Origin of the sequence: Porphyrobacter sp. YT40 (assembly GCF_006542605.1) — a bacterium.
Classification (GTDB): domain Bacteria; phylum Pseudomonadota; class Alphaproteobacteria; order Sphingomonadales; family Sphingomonadaceae; genus Erythrobacter.
In genome coordinates, this window is the sequence record NZ_CP041222.1 from 3418188 (window position 1) to 3440010 (window position 21823).

At 68.9% G+C, this 21823-nt stretch carries 8 protein-coding genes; all 8 read right to left on the reverse strand.

All coding sequences use genetic code 11. From position 1 onward, the window contains the following. Positions 1-42 precede the first annotated feature (42 nt). Entirely contained in the window at positions 43-4125 is a 4083-nt protein-coding gene (locus E2E27_RS16080; RefSeq protein ID WP_141460846.1) for an LVIVD repeat-containing protein, read from the reverse strand. Continuing rightward, complete coding sequence (locus tag E2E27_RS16085; protein ID WP_141460848.1) at positions 4125-5987, reverse strand: hypothetical protein; 1863 nt, start codon at positions 5985-5987, stop codon at positions 4125-4127. The genes E2E27_RS16080 and E2E27_RS16085 overlap by 1 nt, the downstream gene beginning before the upstream one ends. After that, positions 5988-7940, reverse strand: coding sequence for a heme-binding protein (locus E2E27_RS16090; protein WP_141460850.1), 1953 nt, complete (start codon positions 7938-7940; stop codon positions 5988-5990). A 2-nt stretch (positions 7941-7942) separates the two neighbouring features. Then, a complete protein-coding gene (locus tag E2E27_RS16095) occupies positions 7943-9328 on the reverse strand; it encodes a multiheme c-type cytochrome (protein ID WP_141460852.1) in 1386 nt (461 codons plus the stop codon). Between the two features lie 181 nt (positions 9329-9509). Continuing rightward, positions 9510-10256 carry a hypothetical protein gene (locus E2E27_RS16100; protein WP_141460854.1) on the reverse strand — a complete coding sequence of 249 codons (747 nt, stop codon included), beginning with the start codon at positions 10254-10256 and terminating at the stop codon, positions 9510-9512. Continuing rightward, entirely contained in the window at positions 10243-12300 is a 2058-nt protein-coding gene (locus E2E27_RS16105) for an adenylate/guanylate cyclase domain-containing protein (RefSeq protein WP_141460856.1), read from the reverse strand. The genes E2E27_RS16100 and E2E27_RS16105 overlap by 14 nt, the downstream gene beginning before the upstream one ends. 15 nt (positions 12301-12315) lie before the next feature. After that, positions 12316-15369, reverse strand: coding sequence for a CHAT domain-containing protein (locus E2E27_RS16110; protein WP_141460858.1), 3054 nt, complete (start codon positions 15367-15369; stop codon positions 12316-12318). A gap of 96 nt (positions 15370-15465) precedes the next feature. Next, the gene (locus E2E27_RS16115; RefSeq protein WP_141460860.1) at positions 15466-21822 is read right to left on the reverse strand and encodes a beta strand repeat-containing protein; all 6357 of its coding nucleotides are present in this window, start codon (positions 21820-21822) and stop codon (positions 15466-15468) included. Position 21823: the final 1 nt, after the last annotated feature.

A 21823-nucleotide genomic window follows, 5' to 3' on the forward strand; every position in this document is an offset into this window, starting at 1 on the left:
ATGGCGGGCCGAATAAGCGGCATTCTGCTAGACTGCGTTGCCTTACCTCCGCGCCGCCCTTTGCCCCTGAGGGGGTGGCAGGCCGACCCAGCGGCCCATGTCGATTGCGTCGCTGACCTTCCACGGCACGCCTGCGCGGGTCATGAACAGGCGCTCCATCTCCGCCCGCGTGAAGGGCCGCGAGCCGAGCCTGCCGAACACCGCCATCTGCCCGCCGGTCTCGTCCACCGCGCGGTCGCGGTCGAGGCCCTTGGAGAGCGCGATCGCGGGCGACGGGGTCTTCGCCCAGGCGATCAGCTCGGGCACCGGCGCCGGGCTGAAGCCGTAGAAATTGCGCTGACTTTCGGGGCTGGTGAGTTGCAGCACCTTCATCCCGTTGCGCCCGTCCGCCACGTAAGCGAACAGCGAGGCATTGGTGGTGCCGACGATCACGTCCTCGGCATCGTTCAGCGCCCCGCCGAGCGTCACCTTCTGGAAGACGCGCGGGCTGCGGGGGTTTTTCACGTCGAGGATCACCAGCCCATCACCCTTGGCGGCGACATAGGCATAGGTGCGCGCGATATACATCCGCCGCGCATCGGCCAGCGGCACGGTCGCCTCGGGCACGGCCACCGGGTTGCGCAGGCTGGTGATGTCGAACAGCTTCACCCCTTCCGCATCGGTCACCCACAGGTAGCGGAACTGCACCGCGCTGGCCCGCGCATCGCGCAGGGGCCGCACCGCCGCCAACTTCGGCCGGTCGGGATCGGCGAGATCGACCACCACCAGGCCCATGTTGGCGGTGATATAGGCGACCTCGCCCGCCAGCACGATATGGCGCGCGCCGGTGAGCACGCCGTCCGGGTTCCACGCGCTCGACCCGTCGGCAAAGACCTTGCGGCTCAGCCTGTTGTTGCGGAATTCCCCGTCCGCCAGCGTGTTGACGTTGACGAGGATCAGCCCCTCCTCGCTGTCGGTGACGGCGGCGTAGTTGTAGATCGGGAGGAAGGCCTGCTCCTGATTGATCTCCCGCATTTCGGGGGTCGAGCGGGTCGGCGCGATCGGCTGGTTGGTGGGCAGCGCCATGCAGGTGGCGTTGCGGGTCTTCACATTGGTGTCATGCCCCAGCGGCGAGAACGGGCCCTTGAGGATGCGTTCCGAGGTGCCCTTGTTGGCGATGCTGGCGACGTCATAGGCGGTGAACCCGCCCCTGCCCTCGGCCACAAACATATATTCGCCGCGCAGTTGCAGGCAGCCGACGCGATCCGAAGTGCCCTCGTGAATGTTGGCGAATTCCTCGAACGCCTTGGTCTCGCCCGAGAGGTTTTCGTCAAAGGTCTTGCCGCGCACCCAGTTCTTCAGCTCGCGGTCGTTCTGTTCGACATGGAGCTTCCAGTAATCGGGATAGGCATAGCGCTGGAGGTAGGAGCCGATCACCGCCTGCGGCTCGTCATATTCGGTTACCCGCGTGGCCTGAAAGCCGCCTTCGAGGCCGGTCCAGGCGTTGAGGCCGACGAAATTGACATAGTTCGTGCCCAGCAACAGCAGCTGCGCCATGATCGCGTTGTTGTCGTCCTTGGCCGACAGGTGGCAATCGGTGCAGGTCTTGGTCTCGGTCAGCCGGACCGTATGTGGGAAGTGCGGCGCGAAGGCCTGGCTGGAGAAGCCGATCGCGCTGATCGGCGGTTGCTGCACATAGATCCGCTCGCGGTTGATATTGGTCGAGGACAGCACCAGCGCCGAGGACGAGCGCACCGGCGCGATCTGGTTGCCCTTGGTGGTCTGGCTCTTGCCTAGCTGGAACATCTCGTCGCGCGCGACCTGCGGATTGTAGGTGGCGAAATTGCGCGTCTCGTCGCCTTCGTAGCGGTGGCTCTTGGTCTTCCAGTTGGCCTCGATCGGCAAGTGGCACCCGCCGCAGGATGTCGTCCATGACAGGTGGCAGGTGTGGCACGCCATTTCGGGATCGCGATGCGCGCGGTCGTCGGCGGCGATGCCGGTGCCGAATTCGAAACTGCCGGTCTCCGCGCCGTAGCGGCTCATCAGCTTGGCGCGCGCGGCCTTGGCGTTGAAGGCAGGGGTGGCGGGATCGACCGAGTCCCTGACGAGGCTCATCTCCCACTCGAGGCTGGGATCGACGATCGAACGTTGCACCAGCCTGCGCCTGCCATCCGCGCCCTCCAGCCATTCGAAGCGGCGCTTGCCATCGGGATTGCGGAGCAGAGCGAGGTCATGGCCCTCGGGCGGCGCGGCCGGGCCGCTCGTGCGCAATGTGGGATAGGCATCGGGCGTGCCGTGGCAGTCCTTGCAGGTGATCTCGATCGCGTTGGCGACCTCGCCATAGATGAGGCCGTTGCCGTGGCTGTCCTGCTCGAAATGGCAATCGGCGCACTGCATCCCCTTTTCGGCGTGGATGTCCATCAGGTGGACCGCCTTGCCGGGGTTGGTGCCGGGTTCGACGAACTTGCCCTCGCCCTCCTTGCGCCACTTCTCGGGATCGTCGGGATCGACGACCTTGCCATCGGCATCGAGCAAATTGCCCTCGCGGTCGCGCTTGAAGATCGCGCGGAAGTTCCAGCCGTGGCCGTGGTAGTCCGCGAACTGGGTGTCCTGGAGCTTGGGGTTCAGGTCATAGACGTTGCGCAGGAAATCGAGATCGGCCCACTTGCCCTTGGGCGCGGCGCCCTCGGGGTTGCGGTCGGTGACGGCGCGGACTTCCTCGGCGGTGGGGTATTTCTGCTTTTCGGGCCACATGAAGGGCGCGTCGCTTTCGTAATCCCACATGGTGTAGCCGAGGAACGAATTCAGGAAGATGTTGGGCTGGTGCATGTGGCAGTTCATGCATTGGCTGGTCGGGATCGCGCGGGTGAAAACGTGGGTAAGCGGGTGGCCCTTCTCCTTCACTTCGCCCGAGGCGGTGCGCAGCGCGCCATCGTCGGAGTGGTGATCGTCGCCCGGCTGCTTGACCGCCCCGTGACCGTGAGAGTCTTCTTCATGCTCGACCTTGCCCGCGATCGTCGGGTCAAGCGTCATCGTTTGCCCGTCGCGCCCGAACTGCGCGTAGATCAGCGAATGGCGCGGCTCGCGGTCGTTGGCGTAGACCACGTGGCAGGACGCGCAGCCCGAATGGCGGTAGTCGCCAGGCTGGTCGTTCGTCCCCATGAACCAGGTGAAGGGGTCGTTGAGGCGCGTCTTGTGGATGTTGAGCGCGGGGATCGCGACGCGAAGGCCGGTGCCGGGGCCGCGGTTGGACTGCTTGAGGTCGGGCCGTCCCGGCTCCTCCAGCCGCTGGATCGATCCGCTCGGGTTGGGCAGACCGATCTCGGGGAATTGCGAATTGATCGTCCGCCCGCCACGCTCGAACACGCGGAACACGTCGCCCGGCGGGATCACGTGCCAGGTGGGGAGCGGGTACATCTCGGCCAGGACGCCGCGCGCGCGCTGCTCGGCAGAGAGTGTGCCATGCGGCCCCGCCCCCGACGAGGTCAGCTTGGCGGGCAGCCCGTCGCGGGTATAGGCCTCTCCCAAGAGGTAATTCTTGTAGGGCAGGATGCCGTTATTGTAGCTCGCCCCGCCCCACAGCATCGCGCCGGTCGCCATGATCGAGCGTTCCGCCGCTTCGATCGCCTGAATATGGCACGCCCCGCAAGCCTCGCGCGCGACGCGGTAGTCGCTGGGGTTCACGAACTTCACGAACTCCGGCGCTTCTTTGTTGAGCAGCGCGTAGGAGCGCTTGGGGTTGGCCGAGGAGGGGAAGTGCCAGGAGTTGGGATATTTCGGCAGCACGTGCGCCGCATCGCGCGCGGTGACGTAGTCAGCGTGGTCGTGCGGCAGCTCGGAATTGCCTCGCACCTTCGGGTTTCCGCCGTGACAATCGGTGCAGCCCAGCCGTACCGCGGGCGTCAGGTGCATGGTCGGCGCATCGGACTTCGTGTGGCAGGTGAGGCAGCCTTCGGACTTGGCCTCCATCTCCGCCACCGATTGCCGCTGCGGCGCGGGCGGAGCGAAGACCGCGGAGTAATCGCGTTTGACCGGCTTCTCCTTGTCCGCCGCTTGCGGCGTGCCCGCGAACAGGCCGATTGCCAGCACCATTGCCGCAAGCAGCAGCGCGATGTGGCGGGCGAAGGGGTGGGTCAGCGCGCGCATCAGTAGGTCAGCACCACATTGGCGAGGATCGAGACGAATTCCTGCCCGCCGCCGCGCGCGGCGAACAGGTCCTGAAACCCGTCACCCGCCACCAGCGCGGCGGCAGACAGGCGGAAGACGAGGTTCTGGTTGGCCTTGGGCCGCCAGATCGCCGCTGCCGACAGATCGAAGCCGATCTCGCGCGGGATCGAGCCTTCGTTGCGCAGCACTTGCAGCGTCGCGGTGTTCTCGAACCACAGGTGATTGGCATTGGCCGAGAGGCGCAGCTGCGGGGTCAGATCGAAATCCGCGCCCACCCCCACCAGCATCAGCCCGGGATTGTTGAAATTGCTCTGCCCCTGCTCCTTCGAGCTGCGCAGCGAATTGAGAATGCCGTTGCGCCCGTTGACCGCCACCGCCCGGCCCCCGCCGGCAAAGGGAATGGTCTGGCGGATCCAGTAGGAGGTGTCCGCCCCCGCAAAGACCGGGTTTTCGAAGATCGCGTCGAACCCGCCCTCGGTGTCGTCATAGGGATCGCTGTCCCCGCTGGCATAGGCGGCGGAGAGGCGGAAGCGCATCCAGTCGCGGTCGTAACTCGCTTCCAGCGCGGCGAACTGCGCGTTGATATTGGCGGGCCGGTCGGTGAAGAAGCTGTTGCGATCCTCGCCCAGCGCCCAGTAGAAGCTGCCCGTCAGGTTCACCCGCCCGATCCGCCCGTCGGCGTTGTAGCCCAGATAGACCACGTCATATTCGCGGCCCCTCAGCGTGCCGAGCAAGGCCGGGCGCACCGGGAAGCCGTTGTCGTCAATCTCGATATCGTCGGCCTCGCGGTTCATGTTGTAAACCACGGTGAACTGGCTGGTGAGCGCCGGGATCAGGAAATCCTGGCGATAGGCATTGGCCACGAAAACAAAGTCATCGCGCGGGCTCTTCACGACCGAGTTGAGGCCCGAATTGGTGTCCTTCTCCAGCCGCCAGAACGCGCCGAGATTGAACTGGAAGCGGTTGTTGTCGCGCGATCCGAACAGGCGCACGCCCAATTGCTGGTCGTTGAACAGAAACCCGCGGAAGTCCGACTGGAACGGCTGGATGCCCGCACGGATCGAGATGAAGTCGAACCGGTCGGTATCGAACTGGCCGAAGTGGTAATCGACGAAGGCTTCCTGCACCCCGAGGAAATGGTCGAGCCGGTGCGAGGCGCGAGACGGCTCCACGAACAGCACCCGCCGCTCGGGCACGTCGACATAATTGACGTTGTAGGCCAGCGTCAGGCGGTATTCGATCGTGGGCGGCTTGAAGGTGGTGGAGCCCTTCAGCAGCGCAAAACCGGCGATGAAGGTCTGGCTGAAGACCTGGCTGAAATCGTTCCCGAACACGTCGATCCGGTCGGGGTCTTCGGTGGTCTGCACGCCGACGGGGATGGGAAAGGTGCGCGGTTCGTAGACCGTGTCGCTGATGAGATTGGCGACGAAAAACCAGTCGTCCCCCGTGATCGGCAACCATGGCACCTTCGCCCGGTTGATCGGGCGGTCGCCCTTGTAGGTGTTCTGGTTGTAGGGATCGAACAGGTTCTCCTTCACCAGCCCGAGGCTCTCGATCAGGCGCCAGCGATCGGGGATGGGAAGCTGGTCGGTGGGGAAGGCCTCGGGCGGGGGCGCGCGGACCGCGCCTTCGTTGCGCTGCTCGATCCGCTCGGGCAGCGGCGCGGTGTAGCCGGGGCGCTGGCGGCCTTCGATGATGGCGGGATCGACGGGGGGCGTGTCCGCCTCCCAGTCCTGCGCGGGTGGCGGCGTCTCCTCGCCCGGCGGCGGCGCCGGGGGCGGCGGCGCATCCTCGGGCGGAGCGCCCTGAAGCAGCAGCAGCACGGGGAGCAGCGGGCCCATCTACAGCCCCTCGCACACGTTCTGTGCCGCCGTGTCGAGGAACGGCGCGAAGGGGCAATTGACGTAGCGCAGCCGCACCTGCCGTCCCGCGACATTCACCACGATGCGGTCGGCGCGCCGGTCTGCGGGCGAATTGCCCAGCCCGCCGCCCAGCCGCACACCGGCATTGTGGAGGCCAAGGAAGCTGATCATGTCGTCCTGGTCGATCCCGTCGCCCGACACGCCGATCCCGCCCACCAGCTGACCGCCGCGATAGACCGGGACCGATCCGGGAAAAATCTGGATGCCGTTCGCCAGCCGCGGATTGCCGCCCCCCGGCCCCGGCAGGGTGGTGCAGGCGCGCGGGGTGTCCGCCGCGCTCGCGCCGGTGACGAAGGCGAGATGCTGGCCGAGATTGCCCAGCACCAGCGCCGATTGCAGCCCGGTCGAGAAGGGGTTGAACTCGCCAATCGGGCGCGACAGCGGGCCATTGGGGCGGCCCACCTCGCCATCGGGGAAATAGGGCCGCGACAGGTTGCCCCCCGCCCGGTCGGAAAAGGCAAAGGCCCCCGTGAGCGCATTGGGATCGCCAAGGAAGGCGCGGGTGCGGGTGACGAATTCGGGCACCTCGCCGCCTGCTGCCGAAAGCTCTGCAGCGGCAAAGGGCGCGGAGAAGAAATTGGCGGTGCGCGCTTTTTGCAGGGAGACGTCGATCCCGAAGATCGGCGCATCGGGGGAGCGGACGAGGCCGAGCACGGCCCCCCGCGTATCGACGAGGCTGATCGTCACCTGCGCGCGGCTGTCCAATGGCTGGCGGATCTGCGCCCGCGCGCGGCTCATCACGGTGAAGGCTTCCTCGAGGATCGCGCGCGCCTCGGCCGCCGTCAGGGGCGAAGGCACATCGCCCGCATCGGTGCCGCTGCGCACCGGGAAGCGGTTGGCGCCCGCCCCGTTCGACAGCACGAAGGCATCGCGGTTGGCGAACTCGGCGGGGGTCGAAGCGCGGATGCCCGAGGCCTCGGTGCCGTAGGCGCTGCCCGCCAGCAGCCCTGCGCCGCTGTAATAGCCGATCACCGGCACCAGCGCGCCGGCGGTCGCCGCGAAGCTCGCGCCGGGCGCGGCGGTGAGCTGCGCGTAGTCGATGTCGGTATAGCGCAGGCTCGTGCCATCGGCGGTAATGCGGTTGGCGCGGATGCTTACAGGCGCTTCGAAGCCCAGCGTCCCGGCCAGTGCGATCGCCTCGTCCACGTCATTGTCGCGGTCGAGCACATTGGTGTCGAGCCCGTAGACCCCGTCGGCGATTACCCCCACCCCGCCGACCACCACGCCGTTCTTGTAGAGCGGAAAGCCCCCGGGATCCGCCGCCAAGCCGAGCGGCGAGCGCTTCGGCCCGATCAGCCCGTCGCTGGCGCGGGCGGCGAGGTCGGAACAGGGCAGCTGGCTGAACTGCACCCCGAACAGCGGGCCGCTTTCCAACCCCGCAGTGGTCGGTGCGGGCGGGAAATGCTCCTGCACGATCATGCTGGCGGTGCGGCTGGAGAAGGCGTTGCCGCCGCTCGACAGGTAGGCCCCGGTGATCGCCTTGGCGATGGCGGCACCGGCGCTGGGGACATCGAGCCCCTGCACATCGCGTGCGGTGCCATCGGGCGCGGCGGGAATGCGGGCCAGCGGGGCGGCACCCGGCATGGCGAAGACGGCGAGGACATTGCCGACGCGGTCGGTAACCGCGATCGTCGCCGCCGCCCCCCGCGCCCGTGCCTCGGCAGCGGCCTGCGCGACGACCGTGCCGACCTCGGCGGAGGACAGGCTCTCGGCAGCGGGGACGGCGAAGACCTGTCCGGCGGGCGGCGGTGTCGGCGTCGGGGTGGGTCCGCCGCCGACACCGCCGCCACCGCTCGAGCCGCTCCCCCCGCCCCCGCAAGAGGCGAGCACCAGCGCGCTCGCCGCAAGCCAGAATGTTCCCCCCCGGCGCATCGCTATTGCAGCCTGCCGATCGCGCCCGCCGCCGCCTTGAGCGCGGCGCGGAAATCGGCGGGGCGATAGGCATTGGGCTCCTCCACCGCCTTGTAGGCGCGGGCGATATCGCCCCTGATCCCGGCGGCGGCGCCCTGCGTCACCCGGCCTTCTCTGACGAGGGCATTGAGCAGCGTGTCGACCGCCATCACCGCCTGCACCGATCCGGCATAGTCAGTGAAGCGCGGCGCGGTCGCCTCGCCCGCGATGATCGCGATCACGCGGAAGGCATCGGCATTGGCATAGGCCCGGCCCGAAAGCGCCTCCGACAGCGCGCCCGCGCGGCCCGAGAGCGCCTGCGCAGCGGCGCGTGTCTGCTCGGGCCCGGCACCCATCGCCTTGTGGAAATCGCGCGCGGAGGTGCGGAAGGCCTCGGCCTCGACCGGTACGAGCGCGCCCGCCACGGCGGAGAGCATGATGATGTTCTCGTCATTGAAAGGCGGATTGCCGAAGGGGATCGGGCGGCCGGGATTGGTCTCGAAAGTCAGCTTGCGCTGCGGCCCGTCGGTGATCGTGCGGTGGCAGGAGTGGCAATCGAGGAAGTAGAACTGCGGAAAGGCGCCCTCATAGGCGAAGCGCGGCTGGGCGAAGAGGCTGGTGGAGCGCCGCACCGCCTCGGCCTGCCCGACCGCCCACAGCCGCACGCCATCGGGCAGGCCCTTGCGCGCGCGATAGTCGCCATCGATCTGGTGGTGCTGTTGGAGCGCGCTGAACAGGTCGAGCTCGAAGGAGACGCGCGGATGGCCCGCCGCCATCATCGCATGGGTAACGAACTGCCCCGGCTTGCTCGATCCGTAATGGCAATCGAGGCATACGTTCGCCCGCGCGCGGGGATTATCGAGCGGGGTCAGCCCCGCCGCCACGTTCGAGGCATGGGTGGCGGGCAGCGCGTAGTGTTCGGCAAGCCAGGTGCCGCCGCTCGCACCGTGGCAGCTCTCGCAGCCAACCCCGTCGGTCAGCGTGAACCTGGCCCCGCGCTGGCCTTGCGGCGCATTGGTCGCATGGCAGCCGAGGCAGGCGGGCGCGCTCTGCGCATTGCCGAGGCCGAGGCTCGCGGCGATCTGCTGGCCGCGCCGCCCGCCGAGCACGGCATAGGCGCGGGAGTGTGCGCCGGAGGGCGAGGACGGCTCCTGCCAGGTGGCGATCTCGTCCTGCCTGACCACCGCGCCATTGCCCTCGGCGCGGCCATGACAGGTCGATCCGGCGCAGCTCGCCACGCCTTCATAGGTACCGTTGCCGATGGCGGTGGAGACGGGGTATAACGCGACCAGCGCCAGCACGGCGGCGATGCGCAGCACCGCAGGTCGCAGTGCCCGCTGTGCGATGGCCTCCACCCGATGTCCCGTCATCCCATCCCCCCCGAGATGTGCGCTGCCGATACCAGACCGGCAGCCCATGCTATCACCGCGCCCCCGCGCGATGCTTGTAACGCTGCGTCAGCCTCGCCGCAGCGTAGGGCCGAGTCCTCCCGTGGGCCCGCCCCGCACCTCTTGTCCCAATTGTCGCGGCGCGATGCAACCGCCAATCACGTCAAGCGCCGCCCGTTTCGGCCGAGGCTTCGAGACTGGAGGCGAGCGCTTCGAGCTGGACGGTGCAGCCCTTGGCGATCAGCGCTTCGGCAAGGGCATCGGGGGCGGCGTAATCCTCGCCCAGCGACACGAAGGTGACCTCGGCGGTGACGGTGCCGTCGGGGGCGGAGATCATGTAGTGCCCGCCTTCGGTGATCGGCAGGCGCGCCGGGTCTATGGTGGCGACGTTGTAGATGTCGTCGAAGGTCACCTCGGCCTGGTTCGCGCCGCCATGGTCGGCGATCCGGTAGGTGCTGATTCCCAGCGTGCCGGGCCGCCACAGGCGCACCGTGGCAAGGTCATAGAGGCAGATCGTGCCCGAGCGGGTGACATCGGTGTACCACAGGCTGGGGTTGGTGACGGTCGCATCGTTCTCGCCGCGCACTGCCCCCGTGCGCACGCGGGTGGCGGCGCGCTTGCGGGTGAGGGAGGCGAAGCGGTCGGCGGCGACCTGCGGGCGGTCGCCCACGCGGAAGGTGCCTGCGCCTTTGATGACGCGGGTGCCCTCCGCCGTCAGCACGGTCACCACGTCCCCGCCCTTCAGCGTGATCGTGGCATTGTCATCGAGCTTGGTGCCGACCGGGAATTTGGTCGACGAGGGCCCGGTCGACTTGACCACCACCCCCGCCATCGCCGCCACCGGCAAGGCCAGCGCCGATGCCGTGATCGCAAGCCGTGCCAGCCGCTTCGTCGTCTTAGCCCAGAACATAGGTTCCTCCGTCATCCATTTGCTGCATTCGCTGTACCAGATTGCCAAGCGCCGAATCATCGGGATGTCGCCCGGCCACGCCTTCCACTAGCCGTACCGCAGCGGCGCGGTCGGTGACGGACAACACACTCGCCTCGGCCAGCGCGGCGCGGTCTTCGGCGGGGAAATCGGGCGCAGGCTCGAACAGGTCTACGGGCCGCGCCCGGCCGCGCAGCACCACCCGCCCCATCATCCGCCACCAGTCCAGCCCCGAGGCTTCGGCGAATTCGCGGCTCGCCATGACGCTCGATTGAAGGGCCTTGTTGGCCGCTTCGAGCCGCGCGGCGGTGTTCATCGAATCGCCGAGCGCGGTGTACTGGATGCGGTTCGCGCCGCCGAAATTGCCGATCACCGCCTCGCCGTAATGCAGCCCCACGCGGGTCTTGCCGATCGGCGGCAGGCTGGCATCCATCGCCGCCACCTCGCGGCGGAAGGCCTCGCCCGCCTGCCACATCGCATAGCCCGCCCGCGCGGCGCGCGCGCCATCGTCGGGGCGGCTGATCGGCGCGCCCCAGAAGGCGACCACGGCATCGCCCACAAACTTGTCGATCACCCCGCCATGATCGAGCACCACCTGGCTCAGCATGTCGAGATAGCGGTTGAGCAGCTTGGCCACCATTTCCGGCGGGATCGCGTGGCTCATCTTGGTGAAGCCTTCGAGATCGCTGAACAGCACGAAGATCGCGCGCTTCTCACCACCGAGGCTGAGCAACTCGGGCTTGTCGATGATCGCCTGGGCAATGTCGCGCGGGATGTATTTGCCCAGCGCTCCGGTGGCGAAATTGCGCTGCACCGCGCCCGATGCGCGCACGGTCGAAGTGATCGCGGCATAGACGATCACCCAGCCGATGAACCAGCCGAAGGGCGGCAGGCCGTAGGTATCGACATTGCGAAGCTGCAACAGCACCGGAAAACCCTGAAAGATCACCAGCTGCGCGATGCCCACCACCGCCAGCCACCGCGCGGGCCATTCGAGCAGCGCGGTCAGGATCGCGGCGAGGATCGCCAGCACTGCCATCGCCCACAGCACCCAGTCCGGGATCGGCTGGAGCACCCGGTTGTCGAGCATCTGGGCGATGATCTCGGCATGAACGGAAATCCCGGCAGGCACCTCGCCATTGATCGAGGTGAAGGTCGTCTCGACCCGGTCGTAATCGACGATATCGCCGCCGATCAGGATATATTTGCCCGCGAACTGTTCCTTGAGGAACGGCAGGATTTCGGGATCGGGATCGACGAAGAGATCGATCTGGGCGGGCGGGAACAGCACAGAATCCTGAAACTTGGCCCGCCGGTAATCGATCGCGCCCTCGTAGCCGGCGAAAGCCGCGCGCGCCTCGCCCGCCTCGGCCAGCATCACCCGGCCGAGCAGCGGCGGGATGCCGGGGCGGATGTCGGGCCACAGCCGGGTCGCGCCGAAGGTGTTGTCGAGCCGGATGCTCGCGGGCTGCGCCTTGCTGCCCTCCAGCCGCGCTAGGAACCGTTCGAGATATTGCTGCTGTTCGTATTCGATATCGTCGGGATTGGTCGCGGTGGCGGCATAGGCGACCGCGACCGGGGTGGTCATGCCCCGCAGCGCGGCGATCAGTTCCTCGTCTTCGTCCTGCGGCTGGTCGAAGAGAATGTCGATCCCGATCGCCTTGGGCTCGAAGGTGTCGAGCGTGCGCAGCGCCTCGGCCAGCAGACCCCGGTCGAGCGGGGAGCGTTTGCGCGCCTTGATCAGCGTCTGGTCGGTATAGACCACCAGCACCACCCGCTTGTCTTCCTCCACCAGATCGGCGGCGTAATAGGCGCGCAGGTCATAGAAGGCGCGCTCGGCCTCGCTGGTGAGCGGGGTGGCGACCGTGCCGCCGGGCAGAACCCAGCTGTAGCGCGCGATGAACAGCGCCGCGCAGACGAGCAGGACGGTCAGGCCCAGCTGCACGCTGCCCGCCTCGCGCAGGTTGCGCCAGCTTCGCGCCGCCCAGCCGAGCCGCGTGGAGGTGCCTGAATCGCTCTCGCTCATCGTCCGGCCAGCGCCTCAACGTGCGAGCTTGGCCGCGCCGTCGCCCACCACCGCAAAGGCCGACCAGTAGAACGGGTGCGAGGTCTGCGCATCGTCCATCAGCGCAGTCTGCGAGGCGCGCAGGGCCTCTGCCGTGCTGCGCCCGTCGGCGGCGAACAGGCCCGAGACCAGCCGCCCGGTCGCGTCGAAATCGTCGGGCACCGGCCAGTGGCTCGCCAGCACCGTGCGACCGCCCGCCCCCACGAAGGCGCGCACCAGCCCGTCGAGCGCGAATTCGCCGCCGCTCGTCACCCCCGCCTCGCGGGTCGCGCCCACGGTGGCGGTGCCGGCGGTGTCGCAGGCCGAGAGAATAACCAGATCGGCGTCGATCCGGAGGTCGAAAATCTCGCCAAAACTGAGCAGCCCGTCCGAACCCGCGCTCGCATCAAAGCTGGTCAGCAGCGCCGGGCGCGGCGGGCATTCGGGCTGCGGCGCTGTCACCAGACCATGCGTGGCAAAGTGCAGGATGCGATATTCGGCGAGCTCGGGCAGCGCCTCGACCGCGCTGTCGGTAAAGGCCGCGCCGGTCAGCACGCGGGCGGTGCCGGGGAAGCGCGCGGCGGCCTCGCGCAGTTCGTCGGCCTTGACCGGGTTGGCCCAGATATTGGGCGACCAGACGCATTTCTCGCCCGCCTCCAGTGCCGCACGGGTGCGCGCCGCGCCGGGCGAGGCGGTGCCGATTGGCGCATTCTCGCCAAGGCCGAGATAGGCGCGCTTGCCATCGGATGGCCGCGCGGCGCGCACGTCGCGGAAGGCGGCGGCGGCGACCGCGGTGCTGACCTCGGTCTCGCGCCCCAGCCAGCGGGTGCCGCGGAAATCATATTCGTCCGCGCCCTTGGCCTTCATCCGCGCATTATAGGCAGCAACGCTGGCATCGTCGGTGACGAGCAGGTTGATCGGCAGGCGGAGCAGCGCGCCATCGGGCTCGAACACGATGTGGCTTGCCTTGGGCAGGCTCTCGGCGACGGGAGCGAACAGGCGGACGTAAAGCTCGCGCGCGGCGGCGATGTCGAAGGGGTAGGTCAGCACCTGCCCGCCCTCGACCACCGCGATGCTGTCGCGGATCTGCGTGACCAGCGTCTCGAGCTGCTGCGGCGTCGCATCGGCGCGCCATACCTGCGCGGCATCGCGGGTGGCGTGGACGACATAGGCCTCGCGCTCCAGCGTCACGAGCTTCACATAAGCCTCGCCCGGCATCAGGATCGCCTGCAATTCGGGCAGCGCAATCCCCTCACCGCTGACCGCGCGGTAGCGGGGATAGGCGGCGAGGCGCGTCAGCACCTCGGCCTGTTGCTGCTGCAACTGCTCCAGCCGGGTGCGGCGCTCTGCGATCAGCGTGGCCTGACGGCTGTCGGCCTCGGGCAGGCTTTCGAGCTCGAGCAGCGAGAGCCGCAACTGCTCGACCCCGCGCCCGAGATTGGTGGCGGTGCGGAACAGCTGCGCGGCCTCGTCGGTGCCTTCGGACAATTCCCGCGCTAGCGCCGCCTGCGTCTGGGCAAGACCGGGACGCTGGAGGAGCTGGCTGGCGGCAAAGACATCGGCAGCAGCCGCGGCATCGCCGGTGCCAGACGGCGTCAGCAGCGCGAAATAGGGCGTCATGACGCCGCGCAAAGAGGGCAGCGCGCGCCCGCCCGCCTCGCTGACGACACTACGATAGAGCGCCAGCGCATCGTCTCGCCGTCCGGCGCGGGCGTAGAAGCCGGCGAGCTGCGCCTGCGCGGAACCATAGGCCGGAGTACCGGGATAGGTCGCTGCCAGCAGCGCGATGGCGGATTGGTGCAGCCCCTCGGCCTCGCCCGGCGATCCGGCGCGTTCGGCCACGTCGGCAAGCTCGCCCAGCACCTGCGCGCGCAACCATGCGACCGAAACCACGCGCCCGCCGCGCACTTCGCCGAAAGCGGCTTCGGCCGCGCGCAGGAAGCCTTCGGCCTCGGCGGCGCGGCCCGCCTGTCGCAGCGCTGTCGCCTTGACATAGGCGTGCTGCCCGTCGAGCAGCCGCGCGCGTTCGAGCGGGGTGAGGCTGAGCGAGTATTCGCCGGTGATCCGCCCGCTCTCGCTCGCCAGCTGTCCGGCCAGCGCGGGGCCGATCGCGAGATTGCGCAGCGCATCGCCATCGGCGAATTCACTCGCCAACGGGGCGTCGAGCAGCGCCAGCGCGCGGCCCGGCTGGCGCTGGTTGAGCGCGTCGAGCCCTTCGTAATTGCGCTGGAGCCGGGCGAGCAGCGGGCTCGATCCGGCCAGCGGGCGGCTCAGCGCGAACAGGCGCCGTGCCTCGCTGAAATTGCCGAGATTGGACTGCTGGAGCGCTTCGTTCAGCTGTGCTTCGGCGGCTCCCGTCCCGGCCAGAGCAGCGGCGGAGGCGGCGAAGAATTCCGAGGCCTCGGCAAAATTGCCCGCGTTGGAGCGGCGATAGGCCTCGGCCAGCGCCTGATCGGCGGCGATCGCTTCGGCCTGCTGGCGCGCGAAGGCGAGGGCATCGGTGGTGCTGGTGAGCGGGATTTCGACCGTGCCCGGCACGACCTCGTCGCTGGCGAGCGAGGCGATCCCCAGTTCCAGCGCCTTGGCATAGGCGGTGAGGCCCGCTGCGGCATAGGTGCGGTTGCCGCGCGATCCGAGCAACACGTCGGTCCGCAGCACGCTACCGGCCCGGTTGCAGGACAGGCGCTCCACCTGTGGCAGGCCCGCCAGGTCCGGCCCCATCCCTGTTGCCGCGTTACAGGCCGCATCGTTGCCGACGAAGCGGCCCGGATCGGTCGCCGCGTCGCGGTCGGCGCGGATCACCCACAAGGTGCCGACGGGCGAGGCCGAGTCGCGGCAGATCACCGCATAGCGCCGGTCGAACAGCCCCGCCCCCGGCTCTGGTGGGAGGATCTGCGCTTCGCACAACCCGTTGGAACCGATCGGAAAGGAATCCCTGAGGCTGAGGCTGACGGTGCTCTCGGCACTGCCCGCGAGGCCCGGCGCGGCAAGGCCGAGCGTGGCGAGGCCAAGCAACGCGGCGGCGGCGGTGAAGGCGCGGTGATGCATCATTTCACTTCCCTCCCCCTGCGGGCGTCCTGGTATCGCCCAGCACCGAGGCATCGCCGCCGCTCGTGACCGGATCATCGAGCAGCGGGTCTTCGGTGATCAGCGGCGCTTCGGGCTGATCCGGGAAATCGACGCCATAGCGCTCCTCGTCCTCCTCGGCGGTTGTGGGCGAGGGATCGCCGACCAGCACCGGCTTTTCGAACACCTCGGGATTGTTGATCGCAACCGGCGGCAGCGGCCGTTCCGGCGGCGGCGGCGGCGGCGGCGGCGGAGGCGGTGGTGGCGGCGGAGGCGGCGGCGGCGGCGGTGGCGGCGGCGGCGGCGGCGGCGGCGGCGGCGGCGGTGGCGGCGGTGGTGGCGGCGGTGGCGGCGGCGGAGGCGGCGGCGGTGGCGGTGGCGGCGGCGGCGGTGGCGGCGGGGATTGGTCTGCGGGCACTCGCCGGTGGTGATCAGGCAATCGTTGAAGCGCGCCACGGCCCGATAGGTCGTCGGGTCGTTGCCCGTCTGGTTGAAGTTCACCTCGCGGAAGAAGGCCTCGCCCGTGATGAAGCCGGTCGCGCTGATCTGGCGGCGGCCATAGGCGAAAACGTCGAGCGGGGCGGGGTTGGCGAAACTCACTACGCCCGAATTGCCCTGATTGAGCGTGGGATCGAAGCCGATGATCGAAAGACCCCCGTCACCGACCAGGATCCCGCCCTGTTCGAGCGCGCTCCCGGTGTTGCGCACCAGCAATCCGCGGCTGATCGCGATGTCGACATCGCCCGCGCGGATATAGCCCAGCGGGTCGTTGCTTCCTGCGGCGGCGACAGCCAGCAGCGCATCGCGTCCGGTGAATTCGGGATTGGCCTGCAATTGCAGGATCGTGTCGAGATCGGCGGCCCAGATATAGCCCGACCGCAGCAACAGCGATCCGCCGGGGAAGCCGTCGTTGTTGCTCACCCGGATGCTGCCCGGTGTGACCAGCTCGATGCGATTGCCCGAAATGATCGACAGCCGGTCGTTCGCACCGGCCTGCGTGAAGGCGAGATTGCCGTCGACGCGGATGATCCCCGATGTGCCCGATCCCGCCTCGATCAGCACCGACGAGAAGCCGTCGTCCTGCGTTCCGGAGAGCGTCAGATCGCGGATCACGAGATCGGGCTGATTGGGATCGTTGCTCCCCGTCACCCGCGGCACGGCGATGTCGAGATTGCGCGCGCTGATCCTGAGCGCTTCGGCAGCGATCAGGCTCCATCCCTCGCCTTCCACCGTGCCGCCCAGCACTGCGGTGAAATCGGTGTTGAGCGACGTCAGCGAAACGGAATTGGCGGCAAGGCGGGCACCCGCCCGGATATCGATCCGGCGCGAGGACAGGTCGATGCCTGCCCCTCTCACTCCGGCAAAGGTATCGTCGTCTCCGACGATGTCGATCCCCCCCTGCGAGGTCACATCCACCTGTGTTTCGATCAAGCTGGCATTGGGCGATGCGCCGATTATGCCCTGCTGCCCGGTCTCCAGCCGGATATCGCCAAAGGCATCGGCGCTCAGCAGGCTTGCGACACTGATGCGGCCCGATACGGCCCGCAGCAACGAGGGCGCAGCAGCGCTTTCGGCGGTGTTGCCGAGCGCCAGCGCCGTGAGAGTGTCGCTGTCGAGGCTGCCGCTGGCGATGTCGACCTCGAACCGCCCGGCCGTGTTCTGCGGCAGCGTGTCGGTCGATCCGCTGGCGTTGGCGGACAGGCGGATCGTGTCGGCGGTGATGCTGGCCGGACTGTCGTCGCGGATTTGCAGCGCCGCCAGCCCGCCAAACGTCCGGCCGGTGGCGCCGCTGACCGCGTCGGCGGCCACCTCGATACGCCCGGCGTCCATCTGCGAAGCGCCGCCGATCGAAACCCGCGCCTCGCCCGCGCGCGCTGTTCCGGCCAGGCCGCGTTCGGCAAAGGCGTTGGCGGTGACGAACACTTCGTCGGTGGTCAGCGCCGAACGGAACAGGTCGAGCAGCACCCGTCCGCCGGTGGCGTTGCCCGAAGTCTCGCCCTCACCGCCGCGATAGATCGATTCGATCCGCAGGATGCCGAGGTTGTTCTGATCCCCGCTCACGGTCAGGTTCGATCCGGTCAGCGTCACGCGGACGGGGCCTTCGGTCGAATCGATCGCCTGGGCATTGCCGCCCCGCAAGGCGCCATCCCCGCCGGTGGCGTTGTTGGCGATCCGCACCTCGCCGCCGAGGGTGATGTCGGAATCGAGGATATCGACGGCGACGAAGCCGGTCTCGGCATTGCCGCCCACGCCATCTGTCGCCTGCGCATCCCCGCCGCGTGCGGCAGTCTCGATCTGCAAGGTGCCGCCGCTGAAATCGGTCTGCGCCAGGCTGAAGCTGGCAAAGGCGCCCTGCGCATTGCCCCCAGCTGCAAAGCCCTGACCGCCCTGCGCCGCACCGCCCAGCACGATCCCGCTCTGGCCCTGTCCATCGGGCGTGAAGGTGATGGTCGCGCCGCTGGCGATGAAACTGACGACCCCGGATTCGCCGTTGCTGATCGCATCGCCGCCGCGCTGGCCGCTGCCGCCGGTGATCTCGTCACGGATGGCGAGCACGCCGATCACGTTGAGCGTCGCGTCGCGCACTTCGACCTCGCTGCGACCGCCGAAGGCATCGCCGCCATTGCCGGTGCCCGAGCCATCGCCGCCGATCCCGCCGCTGGCGCTGCCGATCAGCCCGAGCGTCGCTTCCGCGCCGTCAAGCACCCGGATCTGGCGCGTGCCGCCGAACGCTCTGCCACCGTCGATATTGTTGGTCGAGGAACCGCTGTTGCCGCCCTGGGCGAAGACGGTGAAAATCGTCTGGCCGGTGATGATGCGCGATCCGGCGCCGTCGGCTTCGATCTGGCCGAAACCGCCCCCGCCCGCACCGCCGCTGCCGCCCTCGACCGAGGAAATGCCGCCGAAGCCGCGTGCCGAGAGGGTGATCGCCGCAATGCTGCCGGGCGCGCCGCCGGGATTGAGCGGCAGCGCGATCGCGCCGCCCGCATCGGCGGCAAGGCGGATGGAGCCGCCGAAACCGTCGCCTCCCACACCATTGCCGCCATTGGTGCCGCCGCCGAACCCGTCGGCATTGAGGATCGCGCCGTCGCCGGGCGCGAACTGGAGAGCGGTCGGGACATTGCGCTCGACGATCAGGCTGCTGCCTGCGCCGCTGCTGACAAGCTCGGCCTGCCCGCCGAAGCCCTCGCCGCCCTCGTGTGCCGAGGCGGTGCCGCCGCGCCCGGTGGCGATGGCTTGCAGCGAGCCGAAGGTGAGGCTGGTGCCTCCCAGCGCCTGCACCAATGCGCGCCCGCCCGTGCCGTTGCCCGCGGCGAATTCGGTCTGGCTTTCGCCGCCCTGTCCGTTGGCGAAGAGCTGGGTGTGGCCGGAGGTGGTGAGGCTGCCGGGCGCCGTCGCACCGACATTGCCGATAAAGGCTTCGCCGCCCAACCCGTCACCGCCCGCGCCGTCGGCGCTCGTCCCGCCGGTGCCCGAGGCATCGACCAGCACGCTGCCGAAGCTGACGATGGTGCCGTCGGTCTCGATCGCGGCGCGCCCGCCGATCCCGTCGCCGCCGCGCCCGCGGTTGGCAAAGCCGCCTGATCCCGTCGCCAGCAGGCTGAGGCCGCTGGTGTCGAGCCGCCCGCCCTGCCCGCCGCTGATGATGGCGGAGCCGCCCAGCCCGTCCCCGCCGGTGCCGCCAACGCCGCCTTGGCCGACCGCCTGAGCCGCGATGTCGCCGACCGTCATCTGGCCCGCGTGGACCCGGAAGGCAGCCTCACCGCCGCGGCCTTCGCCGCCCTGCCCGGTGCGCTCGCCGGTCGCCTGATGGACGCCGCCGGCGCCGCCCGTTCCATTGGCGTCGATGGTGACGAAGCCGAACTCGGCAAAGCCATCCCCCAGCGTGCCGCTGCCGCCCAGCAGCGCAAGACCCGCCTCCGCCGTTCCGCCCACGCCATTGCCGCCGCGCCCGGCGAGAGCGGCAACAGTGGACGCGCCGCCGATCCCGCCGAGCCCCTGCGCCGAGACCAGCGCATCGCCGCCCACGGTCAATTCGCCATTATCGCCGCCCGCCAGCAGATAGGCGCCGCCTTCGAAGCCATCATCGGCCTGATTGCTGGTCCCGGCATCGCCGCCGAAGCCGTCACCGCCCGCACCGCCTGCGCCGCCGCCCTCGCCGCCGAAGCGTCCATCGCCCCCGCGTCCGTCGACACGCAGGCTGGCGGAACCGGCGATGGTGAGACGCGAGCGGACATTGACGGTACCGACTGCCTGGAACAGCGCGGTGCCGCCGCGCCCGATCCCGCCTGCGCCGCCAATGCCCGACACAGCGTTGCCACCGCTGGCCGAGGCATCGGCCGAAGCATCTGCGCCGAGCGCGATCGTGCCGCTTTCGGCTATCGCGCCCGCCACGCCGCCGAAAGCATCGCCGCCGGAAATACCGTCGCCGCCGCTCGCTCCGGCCTCGGCCACGAAGGCGCCGCCGACATCGGCAAGGCCCCCGTTGCGCGTAACCAACCGCGCCACCCCGCCAAGCGCGCGTCCGCCGACGCCATCGGCGTTCTGTCCGCCCGAAGCGAGCGCCAGCAGGCTCAGCCCGCCATCGATGGTAAACACCCCGTCCCCGTCGATCTCGACCGTCGCTTCGCCCGCATCGGCGAGCGCGCCTGTGGTGCCGGAACTGGCATTGGCAAAGGCACCGGCGCTGAGGACGGCATCGCCGCTGACCCCGATCGTGCCCGATCCGCTGATCGCCACACGCGCATTGCCGCCGAAGACATCCGAGGGGGTCGAGGGGCTGAACACCGAGCCTTCGGCCCCGGTGGCATCGGCCAGCACGAACAGGTTGGCACCGAAGCGCGCCAGCCCGCCGCCGCTCACGACGAGTTGCGCGGTGCCGCCGCGCGCTTCCGCGCCTGTGCGGATATTGCCGATGGTGGTGCCAAAGGCATTGGCGCGCACGCTGGCGAGCCCGCCGATCGTCAGCTGCCCGCCCTCGAGCGCGATCTCTGCCAGCCCGCCGCGCGCGGAACCGGCGATGCCGCCGATATCTTCCGCCCCGCCGAAGGCTTCGGCGGTAACGCTCGCCCGGCCGCGGATCGTGACCGACGAATTGGCACCGCTGACCAGAATCTGCGCGGTCCCGCCGGTGGCATTGATCGCGTCGAGCGATTGCAGGCTCGAACTCACCACCCCGTAATCGCGTGCGTCGACCAGCACATCGCCATCGATGGTGAAACTGCCGCCCGTCAGCGACCGGACCGCTGCGCCAAGGCTGCCGACCAGCCAGAGGTTGCCCGCATAGGAGGAATTGCCGGTGGCGGTTTCCGCCACCGTCTGCCCGGTGCCGATGGCCAGCACGTCCGATGTCGCGGCCAGATCGCGCAGGGTGATATCGGCCCGCACGTCACTGGTCGCGCCGGTCCCCCGGAACTCGACCGAATCGAAATCGTCGCGGATCGAGCCTGTGTCGACGTTGCGGCCGAACACGTTGTAATTGGCCGCCAGAATGATCTCGCCGTTGATCACGCCAGCGCTTTGCGCCGGATCGAAGCCGAGATTGCCCGAAAACAGCATCGAAATCGGATCCTGCGAGGCACGCGCCAGCGCATAGATCATGTGATTGTCGCCCGCGCCCGTGCTCGACGGGCCGCCGATAGTGCCGTCGAGCGTCACCACCTGCCCGCTCGCCGCTGTCCCGACGGGGATCGCGATATCGAACAACCCGTTCGACAGGCGCAGGTTCACCACCTCGCCCGCGACATAGGCGTGGGTGCCATTGACCCGCGCCGTGCCGGACATTTGCACATCGGCGGCGACCACCGCGAAGAAGGAATTCTCCGCCAGCGCGCTGATCTGCGCGCCCGGCGCGATCTGGACCCGCGCGGTCGATCCGGGTTGGCCTTGCAGGGTCAGGAACCCGCCGCCGACGAAATCGTCGAAACTTTGCGGTGTGGCATCGAGCGTGGTCAGCAGAAGGCTGCCGACATCGAAGGTCGCCGTCTCCCCCACCAGAATGCCGGTGGGCGAATAGAAGGCAATGAAGCCGCCGGGCACATCCACCCCCGCCGCATCGCGCACCTGCGAAATGACAGAGCCATTGATCACCGCGACACTGTTGCCCGTCGACGGCAGAATCCGGTTGAGCACCGCAAAGTCGCGCAGCTGGCCCGACCGGAAGCGCAGGATGTTGCCTGCCGGAAGGAAATCGAGCGCATTGCCCGACTGATCCTCGAACGGCGTCCAGTCGATCACCACGGTCGGCGTGACCACGTCGACGGCGAGTTCATTGGCCGAAGGGGCGTCGAAGAAAGCGACCCCGTTGGTGACGCTGCCCTCGGCATTGACCGCCTGCGCCGCGGCGCGCTGGGGCGTGCCTAGCACCAGCGCGAGCGCCAGCGCCGTGCTGCCGCAGCCGACCATCAGGCGTGAACGTTTGGCGTGCGTGCGGGTCATC